General features: G+C 74.6%; 14 protein-coding genes. 7 read left to right on the top strand and 7 right to left on the bottom strand.

Translation table 11 applies throughout. The features are described from left to right. Nucleotides 1-202 precede the first annotated feature (202 nt). The 3 genes from GA0070215_RS20455 to GA0070215_RS20445 all read right to left on the bottom strand — a co-directional run bounded on the left by GA0070215_RS20455 (nucleotide 203) and on the right by GA0070215_RS20445 (nucleotide 2727). Nucleotides 203-1399: a mechanosensitive ion channel family protein gene (locus tag GA0070215_RS20455; RefSeq protein WP_091048663.1), complete on the bottom strand. Its 1197-nt coding sequence runs from the start codon at nucleotides 1397-1399 to the stop codon at nucleotides 203-205. A 77-nt stretch (nucleotides 1400-1476) separates the two neighbouring features. Next, the gene (locus GA0070215_RS20450; protein WP_026267781.1) at nucleotides 1477-2298 is read right to left on the bottom strand and encodes a DUF1206 domain-containing protein; all 822 of its coding nucleotides are present in this window, start codon (nucleotides 2296-2298) and stop codon (nucleotides 1477-1479) included. Nucleotides 2299-2367: 69 nt separating this feature from the next. Further along, nucleotides 2368-2727 (bottom strand): hypothetical protein, encoded by a 360-nt coding sequence (locus GA0070215_RS20445; protein ID WP_018784989.1) that lies wholly within the window; start codon nucleotides 2725-2727, stop codon nucleotides 2368-2370. 100 nt (nucleotides 2728-2827) lie between these two features. Here GA0070215_RS20445 and GA0070215_RS20440 point away from each other — a divergent pair, with 100 nt between their 5' ends. Beyond that, a complete protein-coding gene (locus tag GA0070215_RS20440) occupies nucleotides 2828-4054 on the top strand; it encodes a cysteine desulfurase-like protein (RefSeq protein ID WP_091048659.1) in 1227 nt (408 codons plus the stop codon). Continuing rightward, entirely contained in the window at nucleotides 4051-4338 is a 288-nt protein-coding gene (locus tag GA0070215_RS20435; protein ID WP_091048656.1) for a GNAT family N-acetyltransferase, read from the top strand. Before GA0070215_RS20440 ends, GA0070215_RS20435 begins: the two co-directional genes overlap by 4 nt. A 45-nt stretch (nucleotides 4339-4383) precedes the next feature. Here GA0070215_RS20435 and GA0070215_RS20430 read toward each other — a convergent pair whose 3' ends face one another. Beyond that, complete coding sequence (locus GA0070215_RS20430) at nucleotides 4384-5883, bottom strand: glycoside hydrolase family 3 protein (protein ID WP_091048652.1); 1500 nt, start codon at nucleotides 5881-5883, stop codon at nucleotides 4384-4386. A gap of 139 nt (nucleotides 5884-6022) precedes the next feature. On the opposite strand from GA0070215_RS20430, the gene GA0070215_RS29585 reads away from it, so the two are divergent. The 5 genes from GA0070215_RS29585 to GA0070215_RS20410 all read left to right on the top strand — a co-directional run bounded on the left by GA0070215_RS29585 (nucleotide 6023) and on the right by GA0070215_RS20410 (nucleotide 10630). After that, nucleotides 6023-6145: a hypothetical protein gene (locus GA0070215_RS29585; protein WP_013285408.1), complete on the top strand. Its 123-nt coding sequence runs from the start codon at nucleotides 6023-6025 to the stop codon at nucleotides 6143-6145. A gap of 117 nt (nucleotides 6146-6262) precedes the next feature. Continuing rightward, nucleotides 6263-7213 (top strand): TIGR03557 family F420-dependent LLM class oxidoreductase, encoded by a 951-nt coding sequence (locus GA0070215_RS20425; RefSeq protein WP_091048649.1) that lies wholly within the window; start codon nucleotides 6263-6265, stop codon nucleotides 7211-7213. A 50-nt stretch (nucleotides 7214-7263) separates the two neighbouring features. After that, on the top strand, nucleotides 7264-8895 hold the full coding sequence (locus GA0070215_RS20420) for a RecQ family ATP-dependent DNA helicase (RefSeq protein ID WP_018784984.1): 1632 nt from the start codon (nucleotides 7264-7266) through the stop codon (nucleotides 8893-8895). A 63-nt stretch (nucleotides 8896-8958) separates the two neighbouring features. Further along, the gene (locus GA0070215_RS20415; protein ID WP_018784983.1) at nucleotides 8959-9462 is read left to right on the top strand and encodes a hypothetical protein; all 504 of its coding nucleotides are present in this window, start codon (nucleotides 8959-8961) and stop codon (nucleotides 9460-9462) included. A 124-nt stretch (nucleotides 9463-9586) separates the two neighbouring features. After that, a complete protein-coding gene (locus GA0070215_RS20410; RefSeq protein ID WP_091048645.1) occupies nucleotides 9587-10630 on the top strand; it encodes an AraC-like ligand-binding domain-containing protein in 1044 nt (347 codons plus the stop codon). A gap of 181 nt (nucleotides 10631-10811) precedes the next feature. Here the strand turns inward: GA0070215_RS20410 and GA0070215_RS20405 are convergent, their stop codons facing one another. The 3 genes from GA0070215_RS20405 to GA0070215_RS20395 are packed head-to-tail and all read right to left on the bottom strand — an operon-like array spanning nucleotide 10812 to nucleotide 13442. After that, nucleotides 10812-11801, bottom strand: a complete 990-nt coding sequence (locus GA0070215_RS20405; protein WP_091048642.1) for a DNA topoisomerase IB — start codon at nucleotides 11799-11801, stop codon at nucleotides 10812-10814. Next, nucleotides 11785-12744 carry a glycosyltransferase family 9 protein gene (locus GA0070215_RS20400; protein WP_091048639.1) on the bottom strand — a complete coding sequence of 320 codons (960 nt, stop codon included), beginning with the start codon at nucleotides 12742-12744 and terminating at the stop codon, nucleotides 11785-11787. Before GA0070215_RS20400 ends, GA0070215_RS20405 begins: the two co-directional genes overlap by 17 nt. Continuing rightward, nucleotides 12741-13442 carry an SDR family oxidoreductase gene (locus GA0070215_RS20395; protein ID WP_091048636.1) on the bottom strand — a complete coding sequence of 234 codons (702 nt, stop codon included), beginning with the start codon at nucleotides 13440-13442 and terminating at the stop codon, nucleotides 12741-12743. The genes GA0070215_RS20400 and GA0070215_RS20395 overlap by 4 nt, the downstream gene beginning before the upstream one ends. Nucleotides 13443-13476: the final 34 nt, after the last annotated feature.

Genomic DNA, 13476 nt, shown 5'->3' with positions numbered 1-13476 from the left:
GTCGCCGCCCGTCAATCCTGCGCGGCGCGGCCGGTCCGCCCGGCCGCGCGCCGCCGCGACCCGGTGCCGGGCACCGGATCCGGGGCGTGCGCACCACGTCCCCCGCCACCGCCCGGCCAAACCAGTCCGGCCGGAAAGCCGCCCGTACGCGCCGAACCCCCGCCCGCCGTGGGCGGCCGGGGTTCCGGTCGGGGGTACGGGATCAGCGACGCGCCTCGACGTGCTCCTCCCGGCCCACGAACACCTCGCTGCGGGCCTCGCCGTCGTCGCTGCCGCCGAAGACCCGTGCGTCGTCGGGCGCCTCGGTGTCGGCCGCGCGGCGTACCGGGCGGCGCGGCTGCACCGCATGCCAGGGCAGCGGGCCGGTGGCGTCGCCGACCTCGGCGCGTAGCCGGGGCAGGGCGGTCGGGCGCTGGTCGCGCACCCAGGTCACCAGGTGCTCGCGGACCAGGCAGCGCAGATCCCACAGACTGCCCGCGTCGGCGGCGCTGACCAGCGCGCGGACCTTGACCAGGCCGCCGGTCGCGTCGGTCACCTGGAGCACGCAGACCCGCCCGTCCCACAGCTCGGTGCCCTCGCACAGGCGGCGCAGCTCCTCCCGCATCGCCTGCACCGGTATGGCCCAGTCCAGGTCGAACTCGGCGGTGCCGAGCACGGCCGCCTCGGTACGGGTCCAGTTCTGGAACGGCCGGCTGGTGAAGTACGAGGTGGGCAGGATCAGCCGGCGGTCGTCCCAGATCTGCACCACCACGTAGCTGAGCGTCAGCTCCTCGATCCGGCCCCACTCCCCCTCGACCACGACCACGTCGTCCAGGCGCACCGCGTCGCTGAACGCGAGCTGGAGACCGGCGAAGACGTTGCCGAGCAGGCTCTGCGCGGCCAGCGCGGCGACCGCGGCGATCACACCGGCGGAGGTGAGCACACCGGCGCCGATGCCGCGTACGGCCGGGAACGTCATCAGCATCACACCGACCGTGAGGATCACGATCACCGCGATGGTGAGCCGGCGCAGCAGCACGACCTGGGTACGCACACGGCGGGCGTGCCTGTTGTTCGGCACGTCGACCCGGAACCGGGCCAGCGCGGTGTCCTCCGCGACCACCAGCAGCGCGGCCACCAGCCACGCCGTGGCGGCGATCGTCGCCAGCACCAGCGTGTGGAGGACGAACTGCCGCCACGGGCTGCCGACCGCGTACCCGGTGGTGAACCGGACCGCGAACTGCACCGCGGCCACGGTGAGCGCGACCTGGAACGCGCGGTGCGCGTGCTCGGTCAGCTCGGTCATCAGCAGCGACCGGCGGCCGAGGCGGCGGGTGACCCGGTGCACCACCTGGGCCAGCACCAACGCCATCGCCGCCGCGGCGAGCGCGGCGGCGATGGTCACGACGTAACTCTGCACGAACTCTCTCTCCTCCCGCCCGGGCGGCAATCGGGCAAAGGCCCAATCGTGCCCGGCTGCCCGGGTATCGACCAGGATCAGACCTTGCGGTAACGGGACTGGAAGAAGCAGTAGACGCCGAACGCGGCGATGCCGAGCGCCATGACCGCCAGCAGCCACGGCCCGTACGGCTGGTCGCGCAGCGTCCGCAGGGCGGCGTCCAGGCCACGCGCCTTCTCCGGGTCGTAGTTCACCGCGGCGACCACGATCAGCAGGCCGGTGATGGCGAACACGGAACCCCGGGCGGCGTACCCGGCCGTGCCGAGGCGGCGGGTGAGCTGCCGGGTCTTCGGGCTCATCTCGCCGGTCTTGAGGTTGCGCTCGAACTTCTTCTTCAGGCCGTAGATCACCATGCCGACGCCGACCGCGGCGAGCACCAGTCCGGCCAGTGCGACGAGCCAGCGGCCGCCGTCGGAGGCCATCAGCCTCTCGGAGAGCTGCTCCTGCCGGTTCGAGGCGTTGGCGCTGGCGTCCTGGACCACCCTGATCGCGGTCCAGCCCAGCCAGACGAAGACGACGACCCGGACCACCGAGGCGATCCGCTCGAAGATCCGTTCCTTGCCGGTCTTGGACACGTGGCCGATCGCTGCCTCGAAGGCCTGCCAGATCGCCATGGCGAACAGGCCGACCGCCACCGCGATCAGGACGAACTTCCCGAGCGGCTGTTCGCCGAGGGTGCGCAGCGCGCCGTTCTGGTTCCCCTCCTCGCCCGAGTTACCGAAGGCGATCTGCAGCGCCAGCCAGGCGAAGAGGAGGTGCACCACCCCGTATCCGATGAATCCGGCACGGGTCAACAGTTCGAGCCACCGGCTGTTACGAGCCTGGGCGGCGGTGGCTCCGGCATTCCGGGTGAGAGACATGAGCCCTCAGTCTCCCGGCGGGCGGATTTCCAAACGTCTCCACCCGCCGGGCGGGACGGCCGAAACGGATCAGCCGTTGAGGTCGCGGGCGACCCGGACCACGACCTGCTGCTCGGTGACGCTGTCCAGGCTGACCTGGAAGCCGGCGACCTCGGTGGCCTGCTGGCCGACGGTGAGCGAGAGCTGCTCCCCGGCGACCTCGACGGTGACCTGGTCGCCGTCGGCGCCGATCAGCTTCGCCTCGATGCCGAGGATCCGGGCACTGGCCTCCACGCCGCGGTCGAAGGTGACCGTGCAGGCGTCGAGGCCGCAGTCGGTCTCGGCACCTTCGGAGCTGCATCCGGCGAGCAGTGCGGCGCCGAGGGCGAGGCCGGCGAGCAGACCGGCGGCGCGGCGGGCGGGGACGGAGGTGGCGCGTCGGATCGTCACCCGCCCAAGGATAGGCGGCGTGCGCCACCGCGCCCGCGCGGGCGGGCGGGCCGGCGGCCACGCCGGGCGGGGTGTCCGGGGTGCGCGCTAGGGTGCCGGAATGGCTTTCGACGTCGCCCGGGTCCGGGCCGCCTACCCTGCCCTGGGCGAGGGTTTCGCCCACTTCGACGGCGCCGGGGGCACCCAGACCGCCGAAGCTGTCGTCGAGGCGGTGGCCGGGGCGATGCGCGCCGCGACGGGCAACCGCAGCACCGCCTTCCGGCCCGGCCGCCGGGCGCTGGATCTGGTCGCGGGGGCGCGGGCCGCCGTGGCCGACCTGCTCGACGCGCAGCCGTCCGGCGTGGTGCTCGGGCCGAGCGCCACCGCGCTGACCTACACGCTGGCCCGGACGCTCGGCGCCGGCTGGCGTCCGGGCGACGAGGTGGTGGTCTCCCGGCTGGACCACGACGCGAACGTCCGCCCGTGGGTGCAGGCCGCGCAGGCGGCCGGCGCCACCGTGCGCTGGGCCGGGTTCGACCCGGCGACCGGTGAGCTGCCCCCCGGCCAGTACGCCGACCTGGTCACCGAGCGCACCCGGCTGGTGGCGGTGACCGCCGGCAGCAACGCGATCGGCACCGTGCCGGACGTGGCGGCGATCGCCAAGACCGCGCACGCCGCCGGCGCGCTGGTCTGCGTGGACGGCGTGCACTCGGTGCCGCACGGCCCGACCGACCTGGCCTCGCTCGGCGCGGACTTCCTGGTGACGAGCGCGTACAAGTGGTCCGGTCCGCACCTGGCGGCGATGGTCGCCGACCCGGCGCGCTGGGCGGCCCTGCGCCCGGCGAAGCTGGTCCCCTCCGCCGACGGTGTGCCGGACCGGTTCGAGTACGGCACGCCGAGCTTCCCGCTGCTGGCCGGCGTGACCGCCGCGGTGGACCATCTGGCCGCTCTGGACCCGGCGGCGACCGGCGACCGGCGCGAGCGGGTGCGCGCCGGGCTGGCCGCCGCGCAGGCGCACGAGGAGGCGGTCTTCGACCGGTTGCTCGCCGGGCTCGCCGACAGGTCGTTCGTGACCGTGTACGGCGCACCGGCCCGGCGCTGCCCGACGGTGTCGTTCCGGGTGGCCGGCCTGACCCCGGCGCGGACGGCGGAGGCGCTGGGCGAGGCGGGGCTGTGCCTGTCGCACGGCGACTACTACGCCTACGAGTACTTCGAGGGCATGGGCCTGCGGGGCAGCGGCGGCGCCGTGCGGGCCAGTGTCTACCACTACAACACGGTCGACGAGGTGGACCGGCTGCTGGCCGAACTGGACCGGCTGGCCGGGCCCGGAGGGAGAATGGTCCGGTGAGCTTTCTGGTCGAGGAGAACACCGCCGAGCGCCGCTTCGAGATCCTGGTGGACGACGCGCTGGCCGGGTTCGCCGCGTACGCGCCCCGGGGCGAGACGCTCGTCTTCACGCACACCGAGGTCGACGACCGGTTCCAGGGTCAGGGCGTCGGCGCGGCGCTGGTCCGGGGCGCGCTGGACCAGGTCCGCGCCCGGGGCGGCCGGGTGGTGCCGCAGTGCACGTTCGTGGCCTCGTTCATCGAGCGCCACCCGGAGTACGCCGACCTGGTGGCCGGCGAGCCGTGAGGCCCGGCCCGGCCGGGGGGCCTTCCCGCCCGGCCGGGCCGGGAGTCAGCGTGCCCCGGTCAGCATCTCGGCGGCGGCCCGCGCCGCGGCGGCGGTGGCGCCGTGGGTGGCCAGGTGCACCGCGCCGGTGACCAGTTCGGGCACGCCCATCTCGACCACCACCGCGTCGGGGCGGGCGGCGAGCGCCCGGCGCACCGCGTCCCGCATCCAGTCGTGGCGGTGCAGGTCGCGCACCACGAGCACCAGCGGCCGGCCGGCGGGCGCCGCGCCCGGGTCGGCCGGTACGGCGTCGGCGGCGTAGCGGGCGGTGGTGGTGCCGGGCGCCAGGTGGGCCAGGGGCGCGGCGATGCCCCACGGTGTCTCCTCGCCGATGGCGATGTTGCGCGGGGGCGCGAACTCCACCACGTGGGCCGGCCCGGTCAGTGGCAGCAGCCCGGCGTCGCCGGTGATCCGGACCGCGCGGCGGGCGGCGGCGAGCCCGACCGGTGAGCCGTTCGCGGGCGGCGTGCCGGTGGCCCGGCGGGCGCGGGCGGCGACGCTCCACGCGGCGAGCTGACCGACGCGCTTCGCCGCCTCGGCGAGCCGTTCCTCAGGCAGTTCCCCGCTGATCACCGCCGCGACGATCGCGTCGCGCAGCTCGCGGGCGTCGGCCTCGGTGGCCCGTTCCCCGCCGACGCAGATCGCGTCGGCGCCGGCCACGAGCGCGCGCACCGCGGCGCCGGTGAAGCCGTACCGGTCGGCCACCGCGCGCATCTCCACCGCGTCGGTGACCACCACGCCGCCGAAGCCCATCTCCTCGCGCAGCAGGCCGCCGAGCACGCGTGGGCTGAGCGTGGCGGGCAGTTCCGGGTCCAGGGCCGGCACCAGCAGGTGACCGGTCATCACCGCCTGCGCCCCGGCGGCCACGGCGGCACGGAACGGGGCCAGCTCGACCGCGTCGAGGCGGGCCCGGTCGCCGCCGATGCGGGGCAGGTCGTGGTGCGAGTCGACCCGGGTGTCGCCGTGCCCGGGGAAGTGCTTGGCGCAGGCGGCGACGCCGCCGGACTGCAGGCCGCGTACCCAGGCGGCGGTGTGCCGGGCGACCAGGTCCGGGTCGGCGCCGAAGGAGCGCACCCCGATGACCGGGTTGGCCGGGTTGGAGTTGACGTCGGCGTCCGGGGCGTAGTCCAGCGTCACGCCGACGGTCGCGAGTTCGGCGCCGAGGTCGCGGGCGACCTCCTCGGTCAGCGCCGGGTCGTCCACCGCGCCGAGGGCGTAGTTGCCGGGGCGGGAGCTGCCGCGGGCGGACTCGATCCGGGTGACGTCGCCGGCTTCCTCGTCGATCGCCACGATGACGTCGGGCCGCTCGGCGCGCAGGTTCGCGGTGAGCGTGGCGACCTGGTCGTGGTCGACGACGTTGCGGGCGAACAGGACGACCGAGCCGAGGCCCTCGCCGAGCCAGCGGCACACCCAGGGCGGCGGTGTGGTGCCGACGAACCCCGGTTGCAGGACGGCGGCGGCGAGCGCCGCCAGGTCTCCGGTCGATCCCACGGTCCGCTCGCTCATCTGCTGTCGTACCCCCGTCTCCCCCACGGACCCGCCGGGGCCGGCGGGTGCTGACATGGTCACACCGCGCAGCTAAATAGTCAACAATCCTTACTGTTAGCCGGTGGCGTCCGGCGGCAGGCCGTGGGAGAGTTCCCACATGTCCGCTCTGCCGCTCGCCGACGCCACCAGCGCCGCCGACATACCCGGCGTGCGCCTGCTCGGCCTGGTGGTCGGCGGCCTGTTCCTGCTGATCGCGATCCGGGCCATGTTCCGGCGCTGATCCCGCGCCCCCGGGTTGGAGCCCGCCGCCGGGGGTAGGGCTTGCCGTGTCCGGACGCGACAGAGCCGTCCGGTCACCGGCGCACCCCGCCGGTCACGGCGGAGAGGGCACACACCAATGAAGATCGGCTACTTCCTGTCCAGCGAGGAGTACACCCCGGCGGAACTGCTGGCCCAGGCGCGCGGCGCCGAGCAGGCCGGCTTCGAGGCACTGTGGATCTCCGACCACTACCACCCGTGGGTCGACGCGCAGGGTCAGAGCCCGTTCGTCTGGTCCACCATCGGCGCGCTCAGCCAGGTCTGCCGGCTGCCGGTGACCACTGCTGTCACCTGCCCGACCATGCGCATCCACCCGGCCGTCATCGCGCAGGCCGCGGCCACCAGCGCGGTCCTGCACGAGGGCCGGTTCGTGCTCGGCGTGGGCACCGGCGAGGCGCTCAACGAGCACATCTTCGGCGACGCCTGGCCGCAGACCGACGTGCGACTGGAGATGCTTGAGGAAGCGGTGGAGGTGATCCGCGAGCTGTGGCGCGGCGGGTTCGTCAACCACCACGGCAAGCACTACACAGTCGAGCACGCCCGGATCTACACCCGGCCGGACACGCCCCCGCCGATCTACGTCTCCGGGTTCGGCCCGAAGTCGATCGAGCTGGCCGGCCGGATCGGCGACGGCTACGTCAGCACCATGCCGGACGCCGGCATGGTGCGCCGGTTCCGCGAGTCCGGCGGCGGCGACAAGCCGTGCCAGGGCGGCTTCAAGGCCGCGTACGCCGACACCGCCGACGAGGGCGCGCGGATCGCGTACGAGCGCTGGCCCAACGCGGGCGTCCCGGGCGAACTGTCCCAGGTGCTCCCCTCCCCCCGGCACTTCGAGCAGGCCGCCGAGCTGGTCCGGCCGGAGCAGGTACGGGAGGCGTTCGTCTGCGGCCGGGACCCCGACGCCCACCTGGCGATGATCGACGAGTACGCCAAGGCCGGCTTCGACGAGGTCTACGTGGCGAACACCGGCCCGCACTGGCAGGGCCTGTTCGACCTGTACCGGCTCGAGGTCCTGCCCCGGCTCCGGTGACGGGGCAGGACGGTTTCGCGCGGGATCACCGGGGGTAGCTGAGGCGCTTGATGAAACTGACCACGCACTCCTCCAGCCTGCGCCGGGCGGCGCGGAACCTGTTCGGCTGGACCGCGCTGCGGCCCAACCAGCTCGCCGCCATGCGCGCCGTGATGAAGCGCCGCGACGCCCTCGTGGTGCTGCCCACCGGCGCCGGCAAGTCGGCGATCTACCAGATCCCGGCCAGCCTGATCCCCGGCCCGACGGTGGTGATCTCGCCGCTGCTGGCGTTGCAGCAGGACCAGATCGCCGCGCTCAACGAACGGCAGCGCCCGGAGCTGCGCGCGGTGCGGGTCAGCTCGGACGAGAGCGCCGCCCAGCAGGCCGAGGCGATCGAGGACATCCGCGCCGGGCGCGCGGAGTTCCTGTTCATCACGCCGGAGGCGCTGAGCAACCCGGACCGCCTCGCCGAGGTCCGTGAGCTGAAGCCGGCGCTGGTGGCGATCGACGAGGCGCACTGCATCTCGGCGTGGGGCCACGACTTCCGGCCGGACTACCTGGCGCTCGGTCACCTGATCGACGGCCTGGGCCGGCCGCCGGTGGTGGCGCTCACCGCGACCGCCTCCCCGCCGGTACGCGACGACATCATCGCCCGGCTGCGGCTGCGCGAGCCGGAGGTGGTGGTCTCCGGGCTGGACCGGCCGAATCTCTTCCTGGAGGTGGCCCACTGCCCGACCGACGACTACCGGTGGCGGCGGCTGCTCGCGCTGCTGCGCGACGACGAGCGGCCCGGCATCATCTACGTGCCGACCCGCCGGGCGGCCGAGGAACTGGCCGAGCGGCTCACCGGCGCCGGCTTCCCGGCCGAGTTCTACCACGGCGGCATGCCCACCGCCGCCCGGCACGAGCTGCACGAGGCGTTCCTGGCCGACCGGGTGCCGATCATGGTGGCCACCTCGGCGTTCGGCATGGGCATCGACAAGCCGAACATCGCCTGGGTGGTGCACATGGCGCTGCCCGACTCGCCGGACAGCTACTTCCAGGAGATCGGCCGGGCCGGGCGCGACGGCTCGCCGTCCCGGGTGCTGCTGCTGTGGCGTTCCGAGGACGTCGGCCTGCAGCGCTACTTCAGCGGCGGGCTGCCCGACGCCAAGGAACTGACCGAGCTCGCCGCGGTACTGCGCGGCAAGGCCCGCAACCGCAAGGAGCTGCGCGAGCTGACCGGTCTCGGTCCGCGCAAGCTGGGGCAGTACCTGTCCCTGCTGGAGCAGGTCGGCGCCGCCGAACCACGGGCCAAGCAGCGCATCGGCGCGCCCCGGTACGCCCCGGCAGCCGCCGAGTCCGGCCGCGCCGCGCTGGCCGAGGCGGAACGGCAGCAGACGGTGACGAGGTCGCGTACCGACATGATGCGCGCGTTCGCCGAGACCACCGGGTGCCGGGGACAGGCCCTGCTGGCGTACTTCGGTGAGCAGATGAACGAGGTCTGCGGGCACTGCGACAACTGCCACGCGGGCACCAGTGTGGCGGCTGACGGCGCGGTCGGGCCGTTCCCGGTGCACAGCCAGGTGCGCCACCCGGAGTGGGGCGCCGGCCTGGTGCTCAGCTACGAGGAGGACCGGATGACCGTGCTCTTCGACGAGGTGGGCTACAAGACGCTGTCCGTGCGCGTGGTGTCCGAACAGGGCCTGCTGGAGCTGGACTAGCCTGACCCGGGCGCCGCGGGGGCGCCCGTCGACAACGACGACCACGGCGAAAGGGGCCTGATCGTGATCGAGCAGCCGGCGTACACCCGGTTCGGCGTCTCCGACGAGGAGTGGGGACTGCTTGTGGGGCTGCCGCAGTCGGTCCTCACCGCGGCGGCCGCCGCCGAGTCCGACGGCACCCGCCGCACCATGGCCGAGAACGCCGCCGGGCTGGAGACCATCGCCGCCGGCCGTGAGTCGGCCAGCCCGCTGGTCGCCGCGGTGGCCGGTGAGGTCGTCGACCGGGTGGGCGACCCGGAGACCGGCGCGGAACTGCCGGTCATCACGCCGCCGGACCCGAAGGCGGTGATCGAGGACGTGCTGGCCCGGGCCGGGCAGGCGTCCGCGTTGCTCGCCGCGCGGGTGGACGAGGGGCAGGCCGGGGCGTACCGGCACTGGCTGGTGGACATCGCCGAGCAGGTGGTGGGCGCGGCCTCCACGGGCGGCATCCTGGGTCTGGGCGGCGACGCGGTGACCGATTCCGAGCGCCGTTTCCGGGACCGGCTGTCCCAGGTGCTGAACGACTGAACGGACTCCTAACAGAACCTGCGCGGCTCCGTCAATGACGGACGTCACGGCCCCACGGGTGGCTCTTTTCGGCCCCGTGGGGCGTCCTGTTCGTGCAGGGGTGTGACGAGCACGGGAGTCGTTGATGGACGGGAAGCTGCACCGGCAGGTCCTCGACACGCAGGCGCTGCCACCGCGGGAGCGCTTCGGCATGTGGCTGGACCTGATGGCGAGCATCCCGACGCCGCTGCGGGTACGCACCGCGCACGCCGACGACTTCGTCGCCCGGGCGGAGTTCGTCGGCCTGGGCCGGATGCAGCTCATCCGTTACCGCTACCCGTCGGTGGACTGCGTGCGCCCCTCGAAACTGATCCGGCGCTCCGACCCCGACTACTACCTGCTCGCGCTGACGCTCAGCGGCACCAGCCAGGCCGACCAGGAGGGGCAGCGCGCCCGGTGCCGCCCCGGCGACCTGACCTTCTACGACTGTTCCCGCCCGTACGAGGTCAGCCACCACGCCGACCCCGCCGGGCCCGGGTACGCGCACTCGATCGTGGCCCTGATGCCGTACGACGCGCTGCCGCTGCCGCCCCGCCGGCTCGCTCCCCTGTTCGCCGGCCGGATGTCCGGCAACGACGGCGTCGGCGGGCTGGTCGCCGACTTCCTCATCCGGATCACCGCGAACCCCGAGCAGTACCACGCGGCCGACGCGGAGCGCCTCGGCGCCGTCGGTCTCGACCTGGTCGCCACGCTGCTCGGCCGCAACCTCGTCTCCGAGGACGCGGTGCCCACCGAGGTCCGGCGGCGCGCCCTGCTGTCCCAGGTACGCGCATACGTGCGCCGGCGCCTCGGCGACGCCACGCTCGACCCGGGCGCGGTCGCCGACGCGCACCACATCTCGGTGCGCTCGCTGCACCGGCTCTTCGAGGACGAGGAGACCACTGTGGCCGCGTACATCCGGGACGAGCGACTGGCCCGGTGCCGCCGTGACCTGGCCGACCCGGTGCTGAGCGACCGCTCGATCCAGGTCATCGCGGCCCGCTGGGGTTTCCGGGACAAGGCGCACTTCAGCCGCGTCTTCCGGGCCACGCAGGGTGAGACACCGCAGGCGTACCGGGCCCGTCACCTGGAATCGGCACGGATCGTCAACAGCTCGGCATCCGCCGTCAACCTGTCCCGTACACACTGAAACCCGGGCCGGAACCGCTCGCGGTGGGCCCACAGATATCGGGGGGCCGGGCGTGCCGTCCGCGGCGGTCCCGGCCGCGGACGGCCCCGCCCGGTAGACAGCCAGCCCCCGGAACCGCATCGGCGACCGAGATTTCCGGCTCCGTCGCGTTTCCCCCAGAACCGACGGGGCCGGTCGGCGGTCAGCCGGCCTCCTCCTCCAGCAGCGCCAGCACCGACTTCTCCACCGCCTCGCGCGGCATCTCCGGCTGCACCGGCGCCAGCACCCCGTCGTGGTAGAGGTCGACCACACGCGGATCCACGTACGAGGTCCGGGCCACCGTCGGGGTGTTGCCCAGCAGTTCGGCGACCGAACGCATCACCGCCGCCACGGCACGCCTGCGGGCGGTGGCGGAGCGCTGCGGGCCGACGGTGGCCAGTTCGGCGGCGGCCAGCACCGTCGCGTGCCAGGTACGGAAGTCCTTCGCGGTCATCTCACCGCCGCTGGCGTCGCGCAGGTAGTCGTTCACCTCGTCGCTGCGCACGTCGCGCCAGGCGCGGCCGTCCCAGTAGCCGAACAGCCGTTCCTGGGCCCGCCGGCGACGGCGCAGGTTGAGCAGCACCCGGCACAGCTCGGCGTCCTCGATCCGGCGGACCTGGTCGATGCCACCCTTGGCCGGGAACTCGAACACCACGCACCCGCCCCGGGAGCGGGCGTGCTCGGGGCGCAGCGTGGCCACCCCGAACGTGGGGTCCTCGCCGGTGGCGTACTGGTCGCTGCCGACCCGGAACGCGCCCATGTCGAGCAGCCGGGCGACGGTGGCCAGCACCCGCTCCCGGCGCAGGCCGCGCAGCGCCAGGTCGTGCGTGACCCGGTCGCGCAGCGCCGGCAGCCGGTGCGCCACCTCCAGCACGTGGTCGAACTTGGCCTCGTCGCGCTTGCGCCGCCAGTCCGGGTGGTAGAGGTACTGCTTGCGGCCCGCCGCGTCGACGCCGGTGGCCTGGATGTGGCCGTTCGGGTACGGCGAGATCCACACGTCCCGCCAGGCGGGCGGGATCACCAGCTCGCGCAGCCGGGCCAGCTCGCCGGCGTCGCGCACCGGCTCGCCGGCCGGGTCGAGGAACAGCCAGCCCTTGCCCCGCCGGCGGCGCCCGTACCCCGGCCGGCCGGGATCGCTACGCCGCAACCGCACCGGAGACCCGTTCCACGTCTGCCACCGCAGCCACCACCTCGTCGATCCCGATGGCGTTCAATGTCGGGTGGGTTCCTACCCCGCCCGACCCGGTCAAATCCGGGTTGACGGTCGTGTGGCCGATCGCACCCAACGCCCGGTGCCGGGGCCGGTCCGGCGGCGGGCCCCAGTGCGCCGCGGGCACCGGCCCGAACAGCACCACCGACGCGGTGCCGTAGCCGGTGGCGAGGTGGGCCACGCCGGTGTCCCCGCTGACCACCAGTCGCGCGCCCGCGACGAACGCGGCCAGCTCGGCCAGCCCGGTCCGGCCGGCCAGCACCGCCTCCGGCGGCAGCCCGGCGTCGCGGGCGACGCGCTCGGCCAACTCCCGCTCGTCCGGCGAGCCGGTGACCACCACCCGGTGCCCGCGCGCGGCCAGTTCCCGGGCCAGCCCGGCGAACCGGTCCGCCGGCCAGCGCTTCGCCGGGATCTTGCCGCCCGGGTGCAGCAGCGTCACCCCCGCCGGTACGCCGGTCAGCGCCGGGCGCCGCAGCGCCAGGTCCCCCGGGTCGGCCGGCAGCCCGTACGCGTGCAGCAGCCGGCACCAGCGGCGGACCTCGTGCTCGTCGTCGTCCCAGGCCGGGCCGTCCGGGTGTCCGGCACCCGGGTTGCGGTGGGCGAGCAGCCGGCCGGGGCGTACGGCGGCCAGCGCCCGGTGCGACTGCGGCCCGCGGCCGTGCAGGTTGACCGCCAGCTCGGGGGGCGGACCGGTCCAGGCGATCCGACCCGGTCCGGTGGTGGGCAGTACCCGGTCGACCGCCCCGGTCAGCTCCGCCAGCGGTGCCAGCCAGCCCGGCGCGGCGAGCACCAGCTCCCGGCCCGGGAACCCGGCGCGCAGGCCACGCAGCGCCGGCACGGCGGTGGCCAGGTCGCCGACCCCGAGCGCCCGCAGCACCAGGATCACGGGTACGAGGACTCCTGCGCGGCGCAGACCACCATCTCGCGTACCGCGCAGCCGGCCGGCTGGGACAGCGCGAACATGACGGCGGCGGCGGTGTCGGCCGGCTCGTTGAGCACCGCGTCCGGGCCGGGCTTGTACTGCGCGTCCCGCTCGTCGAAGAACGCGGTCCGCATCCCGCCCGGAATCAGCAGCGTCACCCCGACCGCGCCGGCCAGTTCGGCGGCGAGCGCCCGGGTGAAGCCGACCACCCCGAACTTCGCCGCGCAGTACGCGGTCGCGTCGCCGACCGCCTTCACCCCGAGCGTGGAGGCGACCGTGACGATGCTGCCCCGGGACGCCTCCAGCCAGGGCAGCGCGGCCCTGATCACCGCGGCGGTGGCGAACAGGTCCACGGTGACGATCCGCTCCCAGGTCTCCGCCGGGATGTCGGCCAGCTTCCCGGGGACGTCCATCCCGGCGGCGGTGACCACGGCGTCCAGCCCACCGGAACGTTCCGCGAGGTCGCGGGTGGCGGCCTCGGCGGCGCGGGTGTCGGCCAGGTCGCACTCGGCCCAGGGCACCCCGTCGGCGGGGCGCTGCCGGTCCAGCACAAGCGGACGTCCGCCGGCGCGGGCCACCGCGGCGACCACAGCCGCGCCGAGTCCGCTGGAGCCGCCGGTGACCAGGACGGTCGGCCCGGCTCCGGGCGCGCCGGCGCTCACGCCGCCACCGTCGGACCGGCGGGCGCGGCCGCGC

It is taken from the genome of Micromonospora marina, assembly GCF_900091565.1.
Classification (GTDB): domain Bacteria; phylum Actinomycetota; class Actinomycetes; order Mycobacteriales; family Micromonosporaceae; genus Micromonospora; species Micromonospora marina.
Note: the sequence above shows the minus strand (reverse complement) of the source record. Positions and strands in the feature narration are given on the sequence as shown.

Coding starts and splice junctions, on each gene's coding strand:
- GA0070215_RS20420 (WP_018784984.1), top strand. CDS start 7,264: ATGAAACTGACCACGCACTCCTCCAGCCTGCGCCGGGCGGCGCGGAAC.
- GA0070215_RS29585 (WP_013285408.1), top strand. CDS start 6,023: ATGTCCGCTCTGCCGCTCGCCGACGCCACCAGCGCCGCCGACATACCC.
- GA0070215_RS20410 (WP_091048645.1), top strand. CDS start 9,587: ATGGACGGGAAGCTGCACCGGCAGGTCCTCGACACGCAGGCGCTGCCA.
- GA0070215_RS20440 (WP_091048659.1), top strand. CDS start 2,828: ATGGCTTTCGACGTCGCCCGGGTCCGGGCCGCCTACCCTGCCCTGGGC.
- GA0070215_RS20450 (WP_026267781.1), bottom strand. CDS start 2,298: ATGTCTCTCACCCGGAATGCCGGAGCCACCGCCGCCCAGGCTCGTAAC.
- GA0070215_RS20425 (WP_091048649.1), top strand. CDS start 6,263: ATGAAGATCGGCTACTTCCTGTCCAGCGAGGAGTACACCCCGGCGGAA.
- GA0070215_RS20430 (WP_091048652.1), bottom strand. CDS start 5,883: ATGAGCGAGCGGACCGTGGGATCGACCGGAGACCTGGCGGCGCTCGCC.